Source organism: Lysinibacillus sp. Bpr_S20 (assembly GCF_023337835.1).
Classification (GTDB): domain Bacteria; phylum Bacillota; class Bacilli; order Bacillales_A; family Planococcaceae; genus Lysinibacillus.
On sequence record NZ_JALNLQ010000003.1, the window covers coordinates 338,004 to 355,516 of the forward strand.

19 protein-coding genes and 3 pseudogenes are annotated in these 17,513 nt (G+C 37.7%); 5 read left to right on the forward strand and 17 right to left on the reverse strand.

The window, feature by feature from the left end; translation table 11 throughout:
- Window positions 1–187: 187 nt before the first annotated feature.
- From MWJ95_RS09460 to MWJ95_RS09485, 6 genes are all read right to left on the reverse strand, one after another.
- Window positions 188–745 (reverse strand): SpoIIIAH-like family protein, encoded by a 558-nt coding sequence (locus MWJ95_RS09460; protein ID WP_249073627.1) that lies wholly within the window; start codon window positions 743–745, stop codon window positions 188–190.
- On the reverse strand, window positions 746–1,165 hold the full coding sequence (locus MWJ95_RS09465) for a hypothetical protein (protein WP_249073626.1): 420 nt from the start codon (window positions 1,163–1,165) through the stop codon (window positions 746–748).
- A gap of 62 nt (window positions 1,166–1,227) precedes the next feature.
- Entirely contained in the window at window positions 1,228–1,371 is a 144-nt protein-coding gene (locus tag MWJ95_RS09470) for a hypothetical protein (RefSeq protein ID WP_166672062.1), read from the reverse strand.
- A gap of 1 nt (window position 1,372) precedes the next feature.
- Window positions 1,373–2,284, reverse strand: coding sequence for a stage III sporulation protein AE (locus MWJ95_RS09475; protein ID WP_249073625.1), 912 nt, complete (start codon window positions 2,282–2,284; stop codon window positions 1,373–1,375).
- A gap of 12 nt (window positions 2,285–2,296) precedes the next feature.
- On the reverse strand, window positions 2,297–2,674 hold the full coding sequence (locus MWJ95_RS09480) for a hypothetical protein (RefSeq protein ID WP_249073624.1): 378 nt from the start codon (window positions 2,672–2,674) through the stop codon (window positions 2,297–2,299).
- Window positions 2,675–2,678: 4 nt separating this feature from the next.
- Window positions 2,679–2,888 (reverse strand): hypothetical protein, encoded by a 210-nt coding sequence (locus MWJ95_RS09485; RefSeq protein WP_012295089.1) that lies wholly within the window; start codon window positions 2,886–2,888, stop codon window positions 2,679–2,681.
- Window positions 2,889–3,265: 377 nt separating this feature from the next.
- On the opposite strand from MWJ95_RS09485, the pseudogene MWJ95_RS09490 reads away from it, so the two are divergent.
- Both MWJ95_RS09490 and MWJ95_RS09495 read left to right on the forward strand, forming a co-directional pair.
- A pseudogene (locus MWJ95_RS09490) lies at window positions 3,266–3,427 on the forward strand (IS5/IS1182 family transposase); the annotation flags it as partial.
- 167 nt (window positions 3,428–3,594) lie between these two features.
- Window positions 3,595–4,011 (forward strand): annotated as a pseudogene (locus tag MWJ95_RS09495) (transposase); the annotation flags it as partial.
- Window positions 4,012–4,330: 319 nt separating this feature from the next.
- Here MWJ95_RS09495 and MWJ95_RS09500 read toward each other — a convergent pair.
- The 5 genes from MWJ95_RS09500 to MWJ95_RS09520 all read right to left on the reverse strand — a co-directional run bounded on the left by MWJ95_RS09500 (window position 4,331) and on the right by MWJ95_RS09520 (window position 8,099).
- Window positions 4,331–5,338 (reverse strand): NAD(P)H-dependent flavin oxidoreductase, encoded by a 1,008-nt coding sequence (locus MWJ95_RS09500; RefSeq protein ID WP_249073623.1) that lies wholly within the window; start codon window positions 5,336–5,338, stop codon window positions 4,331–4,333.
- A 201-nt stretch (window positions 5,339–5,539) separates the two neighbouring features.
- Window positions 5,540–6,097, reverse strand: a complete 558-nt coding sequence (efp, locus tag MWJ95_RS09505; RefSeq protein WP_249073622.1) for an elongation factor P — start codon at window positions 6,095–6,097, stop codon at window positions 5,540–5,542.
- A 17-nt stretch (window positions 6,098–6,114) separates the two neighbouring features.
- On the reverse strand, window positions 6,115–7,176 hold the full coding sequence (locus MWJ95_RS09510; protein WP_249073621.1) for a M24 family metallopeptidase: 1,062 nt from the start codon (window positions 7,174–7,176) through the stop codon (window positions 6,115–6,117).
- Window positions 7,177–7,178: 2 nt separating this feature from the next.
- A complete protein-coding gene (aroQ, locus tag MWJ95_RS09515; RefSeq protein ID WP_249073620.1) occupies window positions 7,179–7,613 on the reverse strand; it encodes a type II 3-dehydroquinate dehydratase in 435 nt (144 codons plus the stop codon).
- A gap of 60 nt (window positions 7,614–7,673) precedes the next feature.
- Entirely contained in the window at window positions 7,674–8,099 is a 426-nt protein-coding gene (locus tag MWJ95_RS09520; RefSeq protein ID WP_249073619.1) for a hypothetical protein, read from the reverse strand.
- A 132-nt stretch (window positions 8,100–8,231) separates the two neighbouring features.
- On the opposite strand from MWJ95_RS09520, the gene MWJ95_RS09525 reads away from it, so the two are divergent.
- A complete protein-coding gene (locus MWJ95_RS09525) occupies window positions 8,232–9,203 on the forward strand; it encodes a DUF1385 domain-containing protein (protein WP_374110126.1) in 972 nt (323 codons plus the stop codon).
- 100 nt (window positions 9,204–9,303) lie between these two features.
- Here the strand turns inward: MWJ95_RS09525 and MWJ95_RS09530 are convergent, their stop codons facing one another.
- On the reverse strand, window positions 9,304–10,212 hold the full coding sequence (locus tag MWJ95_RS09530; RefSeq protein WP_249073617.1) for an NAD(P)H-dependent flavin oxidoreductase: 909 nt from the start codon (window positions 10,210–10,212) through the stop codon (window positions 9,304–9,306).
- Between the two features lie 324 nt (window positions 10,213–10,536).
- On the opposite strand from MWJ95_RS09530, the gene MWJ95_RS09535 reads away from it, so the two are divergent.
- The gene (locus MWJ95_RS09535; protein WP_249105184.1) at window positions 10,537–11,220 is read left to right on the forward strand and encodes a DNA alkylation repair protein; all 684 of its coding nucleotides are present in this window, start codon (window positions 10,537–10,539) and stop codon (window positions 11,218–11,220) included.
- 275 nt (window positions 11,221–11,495) lie between these two features.
- On the opposite strand, the gene MWJ95_RS09540 is transcribed toward MWJ95_RS09535, so the two are convergent.
- The 4 genes from MWJ95_RS09540 to MWJ95_RS09555 form a co-directional block, all read right to left on the reverse strand.
- Window positions 11,496–12,314 carry an SPL family radical SAM protein gene (locus tag MWJ95_RS09540; RefSeq protein WP_249105186.1) on the reverse strand — a complete coding sequence of 273 codons (819 nt, stop codon included), beginning with the start codon at window positions 12,312–12,314 and terminating at the stop codon, window positions 11,496–11,498.
- 14 nt (window positions 12,315–12,328) lie between these two features.
- Complete coding sequence (gene adaB, locus MWJ95_RS09545) at window positions 12,329–12,862, reverse strand: methylated-DNA--[protein]-cysteine S-methyltransferase (RefSeq protein WP_249073615.1); 534 nt, start codon at window positions 12,860–12,862, stop codon at window positions 12,329–12,331.
- Entirely contained in the window at window positions 12,846–13,484 is a 639-nt protein-coding gene (locus tag MWJ95_RS09550) for a bifunctional transcriptional activator/DNA repair enzyme AdaA (protein WP_249105188.1), read from the reverse strand. Before MWJ95_RS09550 ends, adaB begins: the two co-directional genes overlap by 17 nt.
- 242 nt (window positions 13,485–13,726) lie before the next feature.
- Entirely contained in the window at window positions 13,727–14,440 is a 714-nt protein-coding gene (locus MWJ95_RS09555; protein WP_249105189.1) for a 2OG-Fe(II) oxygenase, read from the reverse strand.
- Between the two features lie 165 nt (window positions 14,441–14,605).
- Between MWJ95_RS09555 and MWJ95_RS09560 the strand changes: the two genes are divergently transcribed.
- A complete protein-coding gene (locus tag MWJ95_RS09560) occupies window positions 14,606–15,517 on the forward strand; it encodes a DNA glycosylase (protein ID WP_249105191.1) in 912 nt (303 codons plus the stop codon).
- Window positions 15,518–15,681: 164 nt separating this feature from the next.
- Here the strand turns inward: MWJ95_RS09560 and MWJ95_RS09565 are convergent.
- A pseudogene (locus MWJ95_RS09565) lies at window positions 15,682–17,463 on the reverse strand (vitamin B12-dependent ribonucleotide reductase); the annotation flags it as partial.
- Between the last annotated feature and the right edge of the window lie 50 nt (window positions 17,464–17,513).

A 17,513-nucleotide genomic window follows, 5' to 3' on the forward strand; every position in this document is an offset into this window, starting at 1 on the left:
ATGAAATAAAATCTACTACAAGCACTATTTTATATTTTTTTCGAACAATTTGAAATACTTAAATGCAAATTAAGTAAATATGAACAAAATAAAAGGCTTTCCTTTAATAAACGAAAGCCTTTTCATTATACTGATATATAACAATAGTGATTTAATACACAGAAAATTCCTATTTATCTTTAAATTTTTAATAGTTATTTGCACTAAATTTTACGATGACGTCATTTGCGCCTTCCATCTCTGTTTTTACTAAATAGATAATTTCATTTGCTTGAGCTTTTGATAGTTCCTCTGCCATAACAGTTACTTGTATTTTATCACCATCTGCTCGTACAAACGCATCGGAGTAACCTGAAGATTTAATAAGCATTTCTAACATTGCTTCAGAGGATTCTTGTTTTATAAGGTTATCCATATCGTTATACGCCTTACTTTTTTCTTCTGCTGTGTAATCTTTGGAACCGATTTTCTGCTCTAATTGCGAACGAAGCTTGCTTCTTTCATCACTAACTTGCATGCGCATTTCTTCAAATAAATGACTTGGAGAAGATACTTCCTTCGTCTCTCCCTCTTTCGTTGCTTCTTTGTCAGTCACACCCGTAACCGCAGTTTGCTGTAATGTGTCATCTGTGAAAATAGTTAGTCCATTAAATTGTTTTGCTGGATCAACCAAATAATACACTGAAATAACCGCTACTAGACTTAATAATGTCATAAACCAAACTGTTCTTCTACGTACGCGCATTTACTTTTCCTCCTTATTCTCCATTGGAACGATAATAATTCGATGAATCGGCAATTGCATTACTTGACTAACTACAGCACGAATTTCATTTTTCACAAAGATATCTGATGCTCCTTCTGAAACAATTAGCATCCCTGTTACTTCTTTCGTGCCTTGTTCAGTGCCTCGAAAATATTGACTGAATAGTTGATTGTCATCCGTCTTATCTGTCATATCTCCGTAATAAAAATAGACTTTAACCTCCCCAACACCTTTCATAGCCTTTAGTGTCTGCTCAAGTTTTTCTTCATTGGTCTTCGATGTTACTTGCCCATTCGTTGTACTCGTTTGATACATTGGTAAAATGATGAAAATTCCTACGGAGGCAGCGATAAGCATTAAGACTATAAATGACGTTGTTTTTTTTCGTGTCTTTTCCACATCACTTGTACATTGCCTCCTTTCATCTTCTCTTTTTCAAGTGTATGTACGCTTGTTTCCTCCTATGAATTGATAAATGGAATCTTTAATAGCAATTGCAAAAATACTAACGTAATAACAAGCTTTGTAAGTGAAATTATTTCTTTATCGTCTGTTAGAAACACAAATATCTGACAGATAAAGAGCATTGCCAATAAAAGAATCAATCTATCTCCCCCCGGCCATAACTTGCACAAAAACGATGAGGAATAAACAAGAAAACATAAATGAAAAAGCAATTAGAAATGATACAGCACATAATGTAAATAGAGATTTACTAACATGATCGAGTAGTTTACAAATATCATCAAACGCAATTGGTTCTAAAATAGCCGCTAACATTTTCAACGAATACGCACTAACAACAAGCTGAACTGTTGGAATAAACGACACGGTAATAACGGCTATAAAAGCAGAAATACTACTAATAGATGAGGAAAACTGTGTCATATGCTGGAACATCGAAAAACTATCTACTATAAAGGAACCTACAACCGGAATATTTTCCTCTATTAATTTCTTTACAGGCTCCGCAACAGCTGCATTGACACTAAAGGCGGCTACACCACTTGCCGACATTAAAATGATGTAACAAATAACAGATGCCGAGACGATGCTCATAATGGTAAAACGTATCAATTCAGCTATTCTCGTAAACGAAATTTCTTTGACAATGACACTGCAAACGTCAAAAACAATGGCGAAAAGTACTCCAGGTATAAGCCATTTACTACTAATTACTGTTAAGACTTGTACAAAAAAAAGTAAAAAAGGCTGCCAAGAAGCTATTGCTGTAATACTGCTTGATAAAAGAAAGCTTGAAGTAAGGATCGGATAAAATGCAGTAAATAGATGAGCAAGTCCTTGTGCTATTTCGTCTATTAATTTAAATGAATTCACTACGACTGGTCCTATAGTTGCCAGTACAATCAGAAAAAAAAGTATCCTTGTCCCTTTTTCAAAATCTGGTAAAATCATATTGACAATCAAAATAATAATGACATAGCCACACAAAATAAGCGTCATCTTCAGCAATAGAAAGAATGGATCCGTTAAAAACGAAAATATTTGCTCTAGCAATGTCTTCGCCCCTTAGTTTAGCCGTTGTAAAATGGCCGACACCTCCTGTAAAACAGCCAAAAATTCCTTAAACCAATACAACAATATAACAATCTTGACGCCATCATAGACAATATGTCCGAGTACTTTATAGTTTTGTTCTACAAGTAAAACAGACACCCATTGCCCTATATAAAAAAGGCTAGCACTGACTACAATTGCTTTCGCGTACGGCAAAAAAGCTAATGTCTCAAGCAATTGCTTGATGAATGGCAACAGGAGTGTCGAAAACAACATACCGAATAACAAAAACGAAAACATTACACTAATTAGCGCATGGAGTGGCTGTATGACTTCTTTTATAAGCAATAATAAAAGCAGCATGACAACAGCAATGATGACAATTTCCATTTACCTACCCAGAAGAGGTCAGCCATTGGAAGAATGTAAGGATTTCATTGAAAAATAGACGTAAAAATCGCAGTAATTCCGCTGTCATATATAAGTAAGCAATGAAAAATAGGAAGAATGAAAATTCTTTCTTTCCTGTTTGATCAAAGAAGACATGAAGAAGCGCAACTACTAGTCCCACTCCAGCGACTCTTAATACGTCTTGTAATTCCATTTCATACGCCCCCTCGTGTACAGCAATATATGTTGCTACCAAAAAAAAAAGACCTCCATACATACGGAGGGCACTGAAAAAGTCCATATCTTCTCATTTCGCGAGATATTCAAGATTAAATCATTGAATACCTTGCTTTTTTCTTTTGGCACTGTGATTCTACTGTTGTTTTCCGAAGCATTCCGTTTCGCTTTCCGCGGGCGAGCGCCGAGCCTCCTCCTACGCTTCGCTTCGTGCGGGGTCTCGTCTGTCTCGCATTCCCGCAGGAGTCGAGCGATGCTTCTCCAAACAACGCAATGTATCATACTATTATTTTCAGTCATACTTTCCTTTTATAATAAAAGAATTAAAGAATTAATGTGCAAATGGTGCCCTCGATGATTTCAAATCAAGAAACCCTTAATTTTAGTCCATACATGGCGAATTACGATATTGTTGTGCTAAAAGATAATATACTTCGCCAGATAGAAGAGTTAAGAACAGAATATTGTTTAGACAATGGACGTAATGCCATTCCTCCAATTCGCATGCTTTTGTTTGAATAAAATTGCAATTAACATCTTTTGTTGTTTTCCGAAGCATTCCGCTCGCTTTCCGCGGGCGAGCGCCGAGCCTCCTCCTACATTTCGCTTCGTGCGGGGTCCGTCTGCCTCGCTTTCCCGCAGGAGTCGAGCGATGCTTCTCCAAACAACGCAATGTATCATAAAAAGATGTTGGAATGTTTGTATATAAGGCCGGTCATCTCTCGACAAGAAAAGCTCGTACGGGTAAAAAAGGAACGAGTAAGAGTCAACGTCAGACATATTATTTTGATATCGAAAAATGCAAATTATGTCCAATGAAAGAGGGCTGTAAAAAAGAAGGCGCAAAGAGTCAAACGCATTCTGTCACAATTAAATCGGATACACATGCCGAACGAGAAGTATTTAAGCAGTTAGCCACAAATCGCTGCAAAATAGAAGAGAAGAATAGTGAATTAAACAACGGGCACGGGTATGATACGGCATCGACTGTGGGTCTATTTAGCATGAATATTCATGGTATCACAACGATATTCGCTGTTAATTTTAAACGGATTTTAAAGCTACTAAACGAAAATAATGAAGAAATAAGACAGAAATAAGGCACTTCCTGTTCAAAATTGAACAAGAAGTGCCTTAATTTATCTGATTAAAAAGTAAGTTTTTTAGTGCCCTCATACCTACATATAGAGATCTTCGTATTTTTTTGAAACCAGTAATGCCTTGGCATAATGGCGTCTGGAATCAGCCGGGGGCATTATGCCAACGTGTTGTTGGTCACTCAGTTATTGCCACAGGACATGGTAATGACTGAGTTCTTTTAATTCAGCGGATGTTTGAATCCCCGCTGAAGATTACCTTAAAACTGTATTGACTTCTTTAGCTGACACAAAATATCTGTTATAAAATTGCTGAATGAAGTTAAAGTAACTTTTCAATGATGCTTTTCACAGTCCCTGGTTGTTTCACTAAATAGCTCTTTTCTCCCATCCACATTGATAAATAACCGGCTTTACCCTGTTTTGCACTTTCTTTACGAATAGTTGACGTTAGATCATTTTGCAATGGATAAGGTGCAACAACAGCATCCTTCATACGCTCCGTAAAATCATTTGCTAAGCCTCTTGCTGGTTTACCAGAAAAAGCACGCGTAATCGTCGTCTGCTGTGCTTTCGATTCAAGCAAGGCATTTTTATAGAGAGATGAAATTTCACACTCATCTGCTACTAATAAGGCTGTTCCAACTTGAACCGCTTGAGCACCCATTGCTAGTGCTTTGCTAACATCTTCCTTTGTAACAATGCCTCCAGCAGCAATAATCGGTATGGAAATTTGTCCTACTACTTGCTGAAGTAAATTATGCAAATCAACTAATTGCATTGGTTCTGTAAAGGAACCACGATGACCACCAGCTTCACCACCCTGAAGGACAACAGCTTGCATGCCTGCTTGTTCTACACGCTTTGCTTCCTCTAAGGTAGTAGCTGTTCCAATAAGATAAACATTGTTATCCTTTAAACGCTGAATGACCTCTTCAGAAGGCAGTCCAAATGTAAAGGAACAAATGGCCACATTTTCATCAATAACAGCTTGCACTTGATCTTTAAATACTTCCTTGGACATGACACTCTGTACAGGTGAAAGTCCAAGCTCATCATAGAACGGTTGTAAAGCCATTCGAGCTTTTTGAAGTACATCGATATCAATACGCGGCTCTTCTTGTACGAATAAATTAACAGCAAATGGCTTTTTCGTTAGCTTTTTAACTTCCTGAATAAAGTTTTTCGTCTGCTCGCCGTCTAAATAGCCCGCTCCAATTGAGCCTAAAATACCTTCCTCTGCACAGGCAGCAACAAATTTTGGCGTAGTTACACCAGCCATTGGTGCCTGTATGATTGAATTTGGTATATCAAATGTTGTTTGTAACATAGCATTCACTCCTTACTATTATTGTAAACAATTCTTCCAATTATGACCATGTACCAAATGATAGAAACAAATTTTTATACTCGTAAAAAAAAGTTGTTATATCTCTATCAAATGTCACAAAGTTCGATCTCTTTAGCTTTATATGTATAAAGAAAAACCTACCCTTTTGTAAGAAAAGAGTAGGTTGGATATTTTTATTCATTACGCACGAGAAACGTAAGAACCTTCTTCCGTATTGATCACTAACATGTCACCTTGGTTAACGAAGAATGGTACTTGTACAATAAGACCTGTTTCAAGAGTTGCAGGTTTTGTACCACCAGAAGCTGTATCACCTTTAATACCAGGCTCTGTTTCTGTTACTTCTAACTCAACAGTGTTTGGTAATTCAACACCTAACATTTCACCTTGGTAAGATTGGATATGCACTTCCATGTTTTCTTTTAGGAATTTTAATTCATATTCAATTGCATCTGAAGAAAGTTCAGTTTGTTCATATGATTCTAAGTCCATGAATACATGCTCGTCACCTTGTGCATAAAGGTATTGCATTTTACGATTATCAATTTGTGCTTTTTCAACTTTTTCACCAGCACGGAAAGTTTTTTCATTTACTGAACCGTTACGTAGGTTACGTAGTTTAGAGCGCACGAACGCAGCACCTTTACCTGGTTTAACGTGTTGGAAATCTAACACGCGATATAATTGGCCATCTACAATAATTGTTAGACCTGTACGGAAATCGTTTACTGAAATCATTTGTGTTCCTCCAAAGTTTATAAAATAATAAGTTCTTTTGACGAATGAGTTAGCAGCTCATTACCTGTCTCTGTGATTAAAATATCGTCCTCGATACGTACACCACCGATTTCAGGTAAGTAAACTCCTGGTTCAATCGTTACGGCCATACCTGGCTCTAGCACCGCTTCTGAACGCACCGATAAGCCAGGGCCTTCATGTACTTCAAGACCAATCCCGTGTCCTAATGAATGTCCAAATGCCTCGCCATAGCCTTTTTCTCTTAAGTAGTTACGTGCAATCGCATCTGCTTGAATCCCTGTTAAGCCTGGGCCAACCTTTTCAAGTGCTAAAAGTTGGGAAGCAAGTACTGCGTTGTACATATCCACTAATTTTTCAGATGGCTCACCAACTGACACCGTACGTGTAATATCCGAGATATAGCCATTGTAAAGCGCTCCATAGTCTAATGTGACAAAGTCGCCCTTTTCAATCACTTTATTCGTTGCAACACCATGTGGTAAAGCTGAGCGAAGACCAGACGCAACAATTGTATCAAACGAAGATTGAGTTGCTCCTTGTTTACGCATGAAAAATTCTAATTCATTCGAAACCTCAAGCTCTGTTTTACCTGGCTTGATGAAGTTTAAGATATGTGTAAATGCGTGATCAGCAATTTCACACGCAACCTTAATAATATTAATCTCTTGTTGCGTCTTAATCAAGCGAATTTTTTCAATTAGCCCAGAAATCGGTACTAAATCAGCTTGAATTTTATTTTTATACAGCTCATATGTTCCAAAGCTAACAGTATCTTTCTCAAAGCCCAATAATTTGATACCCATGTTTTTTACTTGCGTTGCAATTTCTTCAATGATCGTCGCCTCATGCTTGACAATTCGGAAGTCCTGTACTTGCGCAGCTGCTTGCTCTGTATAACGAAAATCCGTAATAAATACAGCATCATTTTGAGACACAATCGCTACGCCCGCAGTCCCTGTAAAACCAGTCATATAGCGACGATTGTACTCGTTCGTAATTAAAATGCCGTCGATGTTTTGTTCCTGAAGTGCCTTACGTAGCTTTTGTAATTTCAACATAATCAATTCTCCCTCTCGATAAATGTGCGTAGTGCCAGTTCATAGCCTTTCGTACCTAGTCCACTAATTTGACCAAGGCATGCCGGAGCGAGATAAGAATGATGACGGAAAGCCTCACGTTTATGGATATTGGAAATATGTACTTCTATAACCGGCACAGAAATCCCTGCAATTGCATCATGTAACGCAATGCTTGTATGGGTATATGCACCGGGATTAAAGATTATACCATCATATTTTTCGTCCTCCGCTTCATGCACCCAATCAACAAGCACCCCTTCATGATTAGATTGACGAAACTCGACAGTGGCACCTAAAGACGCCGCAAGATTCTGAATATTATTTTTCACATCTTCTAATGTCTCATTACCATAAATATGTGGCTCTCTTTTCCCTAGTCGGTTTAAGTTAGGTCCATTCAAACATAATAACTTCACGCATATTCGCCTCTTTCTATGTACTTGCCATTATTTTATCATAGAAGGCGCATACAGCAACTAATTTCCTTTTTGTGCTGTGTGCTCCTTCTGATGAAAATTAGCCGTTTCAAGCAAGAAACGTAATAGACAAATAATAATGACCATGAAAGGGATCGATAGTTTTTTAAAGGAAGAAGATTGTAAAGGCAAATCAAGAACAATCCATTCTAATGTCATTGACACAAAAAGGCCAAGCAAAAAGGAAGACAGCACAGCTGGAATAATATAGACATATCTCAACGTAATATATAATAAAAATCCAATAAGAAATAATACTAAGATAAGAAAGCTCCATTGAAATAGTTTGGAACTACCCTCGAACAAATCCCACTTCTTATAAAAACCTATTGGATTCCATTTAATGAGGTGAAAGTAATGAAGTCCCTTTAAACACAATGCTAAAACAATTGCGCTGATGAGTGATGTTATACTAGCTACTTTCAAGAAAAAGTCCTCCTAACCTGTACCACGAGTTTATGTTCTAACGTAAATCATTTCCTTAATTGTACGATTAGTGTAACCATATAGAAATTTTACTATGCGTAACTCTAGAGGTTTTTCACTAAATTTAGTACAATGGTACAGTTGAAATATATAAAGAGAGTGGTGTTAGCCTTGAGCAATTCACCTGTATACGGGGGACAAGCACAATTAGAGGGTGTAATGTTCGGAGGAAAGGAACATACGATTACTGCTATTCGCCGTAACGATGATTCCATTGATTATTATCATTTCAAAAAAGTTCAAAATCCTATTTTACAAAAACTAAAAAAAATTCCATTGGTACGAGGCGTTGTGGCACTGATTGAATCCGCTGGTTTAGGCTCTCGCCATATGCAATTTTCAGGTGACCGTTACGACGTTACACCTGGCGAAGAAGAAGATCATAAAGAGGAAGGCTCGAAGCTTCAAATGATTTTAGGAGTTGCAGTTGTAGGTATTCTTTCCTTTTTATTTGGTAAATTTGCCTTTACATTAATTCCAGTATTTATTGCAGATTTTTTCTCTAAATGGATAGAAGGCAAAACTGGTCAAATATTACTTGAAAGTGGCATTAAGCTAATTTTATTACTTACCTATTTATATTTTATCTCTTTAACTCCACTAATTAAACGAGTATTCCAATATCATGGTGCTGAACATAAGGTTATAAATTGCTATGAAGCTGGTATGGAAATAACCGTTGAAAATGTACAAGCACAATCACGCTTACATTATCGTTGCGGTAGTAGTTTTATGCTGTTCACTGTGTTTGTCGGCATGTTTTTATATTTCTTCGTACCAACTGATCCACTTTGGTTACGCATTTTGGACCGTATTCTATTAATTCCAGTCGTTCTTGGTATATCATTTGAAGTACTTCAAGCAACAAATGCATGTCGTAATATTCCAGTATTACGCTTCCTTGGTTATCCAGGCTTATGGCTACAATTACTGACAACTCGTGAGCCTAAGGATGACCAAGTAGAAGTAGCCATCGCGTCTTTCAATATGCTGTTACAAGTTGAGCAACAGCCAGAAATCGCAGCTACATTGAATCACGATTAAAAAATGTATGATATCTCGGCATCATTGAGTCTACAATCGATAAGAAGTTAAAAGGCAAGCCCAACTGCATTTTGGTTGGACTTGCCCTTTTTTATAATTTTTACGATGGCTGTACAGAAGTTATTTGCTGCTTTGCTTGCTCGTATTCCTCTTCCAATGTGATGAATATTTCTCGAACGGACTCTTGTTTGACAATATTGGTGATACCATGTCCGGCTGACCAAATATCTCGCCATGCTTTGACATTAACAAGATGTGTTAAATCAACATCCTCTCTTGGCTTCAAAGTTGCTGGATCAATGCCCTCCTTTAATAAGGATGGAATTAATACATTCACATGGACACCACTAAAAGCATCGGTGTATAAAATATCAGAGGTATCACTTTCAATTACCATATGTTTATACGCCTCTGGTGCATTTCCTTCATCACAAGCTAAAAAACGTGTACCCATATAGGCATAATCCGCTCCTATTATTTGAGCAGCTAGTACGTCAGCACCGCTAGAGATAGAGCCCGATAAAATGATTGTCCCCTTGAAGAATTTCTTAACAGCAGATACAAAGCCAAATGGATTCAGTTGCCCGCCATGCCCACCGGCACCTGCACAAACAAGGATTAGTCCGTCTACACCCGTTGCAGCAGACTTTTCGGCATGCTTGACGTTCGCAACATCTGCATAAACCTTTCCTCCATAGCCATGCACAATGTCTATCACTCTCTTTGGATTACCAAGTGACGTTATGACAATTGGTGGCTGAAATTGTTCAATTAACTGCAAATCTTCTTCAAAACGTGTATTCGCAACAGGATGACAAATAAAGTTAACTGCCCATGGCTCTGTAGGTAACGCTTTTTTTATTTCTTCAAGCCACTCAGCACAAGCTGAAGCGGGTCTCGCATTTAATAGTGGAAAAGATCCGATAGCCCCTGCTCTACTAGCTTCAATAACCATCTTAGGATTAGAAACTAAAAACATCGGAGCTACGATAATTGGTAATCTTGACATACAACCTCCCCCTTTATATTTATAACATTTCGCCAATACTTCCTGAAAATCCTACTACATAACATCAATTATTAATTGTGAGCTCGCATCTTCCGTTGAAATAACTCCTACCTGCTTGTCGGTAAAGATTGTTCCAAGTAATAAACCAACTCCAACCATTAAGAGAAAGATATATTGCAAAAAAGCATTTAACGCAAATAGTAATGACCCTTTTGTTTCGATATCTTGCTGTTATATTCAATTCTTGGCTTTTACAGAAAATAATCAGTTATAGTAAGGTTGTCAAATAGGAAAGGTAAAGAAATTATACAAATAGGAGAGCCCATGGAAAAAATAATTAGAAAACAAATATTTGAACTCATTGATACAGACTATCAAAAATTTTCTGCCGCACTTATACCTACAATTAACAATGTATTAGGTGTTCGGCTACCAGAGCTTCGTAAAATAGCTAAAAAAATTGCAAAGGGTGATTGGCGAACGTACCTTAAAACTGCAAAAGATGAATATTTTGAGGAAATCATACTGCAAGGTATGGTTATTGGCTATATTAAGACAGATATTGAAGAACGCCTGTTTTACGTGGCCTCGTTCTTACCAAAAATTGATAATTGGTCGGTATGTGACAGCTTTTGTACAGGTCTTAAATCTACAAAGGAAAATAAAGAGCGTGTATGGGCGTTTTTACAGCCCTATCTTTCTTCTAAGAATGAATATGAGATACGCTTTGGAGTGGTTATGCTCCTAAACTATTATATTGAGACCGAATACATCGAAAGGGTACTCAAGCTCCTGGATCGTGTAAAGCATGAAGGGTTTTATGCCAAAATGGCTGTGGCGTGGGCTGTCTCTATCTGTTATGTGAAACTTCCCGGTCCAACAATGGAATATTTGAGAAACAACACGCTCGATGATTTTACATATAATAAAGCCTTGCAAAAAATTACAGAATCTAATCGTGTGGATAAAGAAACAAAAAGTCTTATCCGCAGTATGAAACGGAGATAAGGAGAAGTAAAGAGGTTAATGAAATTGAAACAACATGAAAAATGTACGGGTATATATCACTGCGATTCTCGTGACACGATGTTTAACGTATCCCCCTTTTGCTATAGCTCTAAGCGCAGAGGGACAATCTAATCTTCCATATAATTTACTCGGTCGATATCCACCAAAAATACCCGGTGTATTACTTTGATACGGATGTATATCGGCACCTATCAGGGTGAATGTCTTTTTTCTATTTTCAGCTACTTTTCATACATGCTATCACTTCCTATTTTTCACGGCTCAAACCCAGCCTGGCTCACATAAACTTGATTTTCCGGAAAGATTTCAATAAATCGGTTATATACTTTTTCAATTACATGTGGTCCATACCATTCTTCTAAACCAAGTTGGGCATACTTTTTCTCCATACCAAGTTTGCTTGTGCGTTTTCCACCACTGCCATCGCCCATGAAGTAGTCATCGATACATATCCGATCGACAAATGGCTTTAATTTCACAGGAAAATATTCCCCACTCGGTAAGATGGGGGCTATAGCAACTTGGGTCGGTATTCCCGCTGCTGCTAATTTTTCCAACGTCTTAAAACGTGACTGGATTGGGGGTGCCTTTGGCGTAAAATATTTGCGTATCGTTTCCGAATCTGTCTCAATTGTCATACTTACTCGAACTTTATCTTTAAAATGTTGCAGCAAATCGATATCTCGACTTACTAGCGGACTTCTAGTCTGTACTAATAGGAAGTCAGGAGGGTCTTCTACCATAACTTCTAGTAAAGATCGCGTCACCTTTTCCTTCTGCTCTATAGGTTGATACGGGTCTGTACTTGATGACATAAAAATCGTTACATTCCCTTTGGTTTTGGCGCGATGAAGCTCCTTTTTTAATAAATTCGCAGCTCCGCTTTTAACATCGACCCAATTTCCCCATTCCCCTTCTCGAAAAAGAGCTACTGGCATTTCGCGTACATAACAATAGGAACATCCAAATGAGCAGCCTGTGTAAGGATTTAGTGAATGTGTATAGCCAGAAAGAAAGCCAGTCCCTTTATTCAAAATGGTTTTCGGATTTTTATAAAATAATTCACTTTTCATGACGGAACCTCCATTTACTCATTGCTACATGAAGCACGTTTTTCCAAATCCAAGAGCAGTGTCTTCATTTCTAATCCACCCCGATAGCCAGTTAATGAGCCATTCTTTCCTATTACACGGTGGCACGGAACAGTAATTAATACCGGATTAGCCCCAATAGCTGCGCCCACAGCACGAACAGCTGCTGGTTTATTTAGATCATTGGCAATGTCAGAATAGGATTTCGTCTGTCCATAAGGAATTTCACAAAGTGCCTGCCACACTGCTAACTGAAATTGCGTACCTACATACTCAAATGGAACAGTAAAGGTTTTTCGCTTTCCTTCTAGGTACTGTGTGATTTCAACAACATAGGGTTCAAGCTTTTCAACATCTTCAACAAATGGACTTCCTGGAAAACGTTTCTTAGCCCATTCGAATAATTCCTCGAATGGTTTGTTCTGTGAACCTACAAACACAAGCCCTTTTTGAGTGCAAGCAAGATAAAAATGCCAATCTTTATACTTTAGTAAAGACCAATAAAGGGTAGGTTTATTCTTTGTTTCCATTGTACTTTTCCTCCAATTTACTCATTTGACGAAATTGTGCCGGTGTCTGTCCCGTTTTCTTTTTAAATAACGTGATAAAATAAGGGGCATTAGCCATACCCACACATATGGCAATATCTGCTATCGTTTTATTTGTCTGAATCAAATACTTTTTAGCGGCGTTTACTCTAACTTGTTGTATATACTCAACCGGCGTAATGCCTTTAATCTTTTTAAATGTTCGATGCATATGATACGGACTTCCATGACAAATAGTTGCTAACGATTCTAGCGTTAATTTTTCTGTGAAATTTTGATCAATGTATTGTGTAATTAAATCAACCCACTCGCTATCAGGCAAATTTTCATTAGTAGGCTTGCAACGTTTACAAGGGCGAAAATTTGCGCGAAGAGCTTGTGCTGCGTTTGGAAAAATGCATACATTTTCTTTTTTCGGAACGCGAGATTTACAGGATGGTTTACAGAATATCCCTGTCGACTTTACAGCGTAGAAAAATTGATTATTGTACGCTGCATCATTATTTAGTATGGCTTGCCACTTTTCATCTGTGATCATTTCAACATCATTCAACATTCTAAAATCATGACTCTCTTTATGTCCATTTTTGATACTATCCGGCATTTATCTCACCTCTTCTTCTTACAATATACTTCCTATGAATTCAGAATGTATAGTTCTGGGAATGAAATAGCAAGATATTGAAGTTTAATTTTTATCCCGCATTAACGGGCTGTAAAACTCCAACCCCAAAACATAGAGAAATCGGAGAAGTTTAGGGGGAGATAACAGCCCGTAAAAGCCCGATTGGTTTAACTAATGATCAGTGGGGGATGAAGAAAACCCCCACTGATCAAAGTTTCACTTTACTTAGAATCGTGAAAAATGATTCCAAGACCGTATCGTTCTCCAGCTGTAACCGTGCTTACTCCATGACGAACCGTATTTTTGTAATATCCTTTTTTACCCAGAACAGGTCTGTGATTAGTAGGAAAAATCAGCGCACTGCCTTGTTCTAAAGTAATGACATGGCCCCTACTCTGAGCACGAGGAATTTGTTCCACTAATAGAGATTCTCCACCGCAAAAGTCTTTATTTCGTTGGTTTAAAACAAATACTACTTGAAACGGGAAAAATACGTCGCCATATAAATCTTGATGCAAACAATTAAAGCCGCCTGATTCATACTTTAATAGTAAAGGTGTCGGTCTAGATTGTTCATATTCTGCACAGGTGTTCAAAAAATCTTGAAGATGAGCTGGAAACTGTTCTGTTTTCTTAAAAAAACGCAACCACCGATTGGCTGTTTTGGCCAATTGTAGATAAAAAGACTCTCTTAAACTTTGGATGATTTCAGGTAATGGATAGGAAAAATATTTGTACTCCCCATTCCCAAAGCGATATCTCGTCATATTGATGGTCGTTCTGTATGGCTCTTCCTCACAATACAAGTCTATGAAGAATTCACATTCCTCTTTTGTTAAAATTACTGGAAGCTTTGCAAATCCTTGCCCATCTAATTCATTTTGAATAGAATCCCAATTTAAGTTTTCAACACGTGTTTTTATATCTTCGATCATTTTTTCAACTCCTAATCAGCATTCTTGATAACTAACACTATAACCTCATAATTAGAAAAAAATAAGATGTTTAGAATGTAATAGCAAGATAACAAAATTAGGTAAGATTATTTTGTGATAAATTAAAGGTATAGAAAATCGTAATACGATGAGGAGAATGAAAAAGTGAAATGGCATGAATTTAATGATGTTATTGTCATTACATTACCTGACAATTTCGACATGAATGCTAACCTAGGCTATCTAACAAGGGAAAAAAATGAATGCATGTATGAAATAGAGAACGATATTATGACAAAAGCTATAGCCATTGGGGAAATTCCGTCCTTAGTACAGGTAAGCGTAATCAATAATAAACAAATGGTTGTTCAATTCCTAAATAATACGAGACCTACGGAAAAGTGGAAACGGGAAGAGATTGTAAAATATATTTATGAATGGTTTGATCTTGATAACGATTTAACGCCATTTTATGAAATGGCAAAAGCAGACCCATACCTAAAAATGCCTGCCCAAAAATTCTATGGATTGCGAGTGATTGGCATTCCCGATTTATTTGAAGCTTTATGTTGGGGAGTTTTAGGACAACAAATTAACTTAGCCTTTGCGTACACCTTAAAGAAGCAATTTGTAGAAGCATTTGGCGATGCCATCGAATGGAATGGTAAAAAGTATTGGGTGTTCCCACAGTACGAACGAATTGCACAGTTAACACCTACCGACCTAGCAGATATTAAAATGACGGTAAAAAAAAGTGAATATATCATTGGAATCGCTAGATTAATGGCAAGCGGAGAATTATCCAAGGAAAAATTAATGAAAATGAACTTTAAAGATGCTGAAAAAAACTTAATGAAAATAAGAGGAATTGGTCCTTGGACAGCCAATTATGTTTTAATGCGCTGCCTCAGGTTCCAGAGTGCTTTTCCAATCGATGATGTGGGTCTTATTAATTCGATAAAAATAGTACGTAATATGGACCGAAAGCCTACAAAAGATGCAATTTTAGAAATATCGATTCCGTGGAAAAACTGGGAATCATACGCTACCTTTTATTTATGGCGTGTCCTTTACTGATCTTTAATATTAAACCAAGACGGATACCACTGCTGCCATTTCCTACCCCTCGTTAATCCACCTATCGATTTTTTTCGACACAAAAACGCCCCTTTAGATAATCATATCCAAAGGGGCAAAGCTTTACGAGTTTATTTTAACATCGCTTCTTTTTTATAATCGGCTTATAGGCCACATTTTAACTGTGCAGCACAGTTTGTACATGTATTACAGCCACCGATTTCTTCTACAGTTCCTTTGCGGCAGACAGGGCAAGTATTCCCTACATCCGAACCAATAACTGTTGTCGATTCTAATGCTTGGATTGTATCTACTAATACAACCGGACGCTTTGTTGGTACTTCTACTAATTCTTCCTCAAATGATAGTTGATCCATATCATTTTCTTCAGCTTTCAGTGTCAGTACTTGTGAATCACGGCTACCATCCACATAGACCGTACCACCTTTAGCGCCACCTTTATATAAGCGCTCGTACACTTTTTCAACTTGTTGTACTGTATAACCTTTTGGTGCGTTTACAGTTTTTGAAATAGATGAATCAATCCATTTTTGGATGATACATTGTACATCAGCATGCGCCTCTGGTTTTAACTCCATCGCTGTAACGAACCATTCAGGAAGTTCATTTTCATTTGCTTCAGGATGACGTTCTAAATATTCTTGTACAATCTCCGCTTTTACTTCGATGAACTTACCTAGACGACCAGAACGGTAATATGTGAACGAGAAGTAAGGCTCAAGACCAGTTGCCACGCCAACCATCGTACCAGTAGAACCAGTTGGAGCTACTGTCAGTAAATGTGAGTTGCGAATACCTGTTGCTAAAATTTGCTCTTTGATGTGCGCAGGCATTTTTTGCATAAAGCCTGTTTCAGTAAATGCTTTACGTAAACGTGCTGTCTCTTCCTCTGTTGCTCCTACAAGGAATGGGAAGCTGCCACGTTCTTTTGCTAGCTCTGTTGACGCCTCATAAGCAGTCTCAGCAATCGTTTTAAAGATTTCATCAACTAGCTCATTACCCGCTTCTGAACCGTATTCTTTCTCACAATAAATTAGTAAGTCCGCTAAGCCCATTACGCCCAAGCCAACACGACGCTCACCAAGAGCTTGTACACGGTTTTCTTCTAAGAAGTATGGTGTAGCATCAATTACATTATCCTGCATACGAACACCAACACGAACTGTTTCACGCAGTGCTTCGTAATCAATTGTTTGATCTTCTTTATTTGCAAACTGTGCTAAGTTCACAGCTGCTAAGTTACACACAGAATATGGTGCAAGTGGTTGTTCACCACACGGATTTGTCGCTACAACGCTTTGACCGTAAGCTTTTGCGTTAGTCATGTCATTGGCGTTGTCGATGAAGAAAATACCTGGTTCTGCAGAGTACGTTGCACAAACGTTGATTAAATTCCATAATTCCTTCGCTTTAATCGTGCGGTAAGTGCGTACTTTATAGCCCATTTTCTCCCATTCGCGCACATCTCCAACTTTATGCCACTCATTGTTGTAAATAGCCATTTCTTCTTTTGTATATTCTTCAACAGCTGGGAAACGAAGCTCGAATTCAGCGTCATTTTCAACTGCTTCCATAAATTCTTTTGTTAATGTTACAGAAATATTTGCACCAGTTAAAAACTCTGGATTGTGAACAGTGTAAGTACCGCCATCGCGAAGTTTGTTCTCTGCTTCGCGAATAATAGCTGTATCAAAACCACCTAAGCCTTCGATACCTTTATAGTTAACAATACCTTGGTACATCGCTTCCTCTTGAGTTGAAAGAGGTTTAAAGTTTAATTTTTCTTTTGCTAGACGAATAATTGTTTTATCCGTTGTATTTTCGATTAGGTATCGTAGAATACGTGGATTTTGCATTTTCGAAATAATAAATTCCACGATATCAGGATGCCAATCTGCCAGCATAATCATTTGTGCCGATTCTCTTACGCGGGTTCGCTATACCCACTCTCTATGTCACCATAGAAGTTGAGACC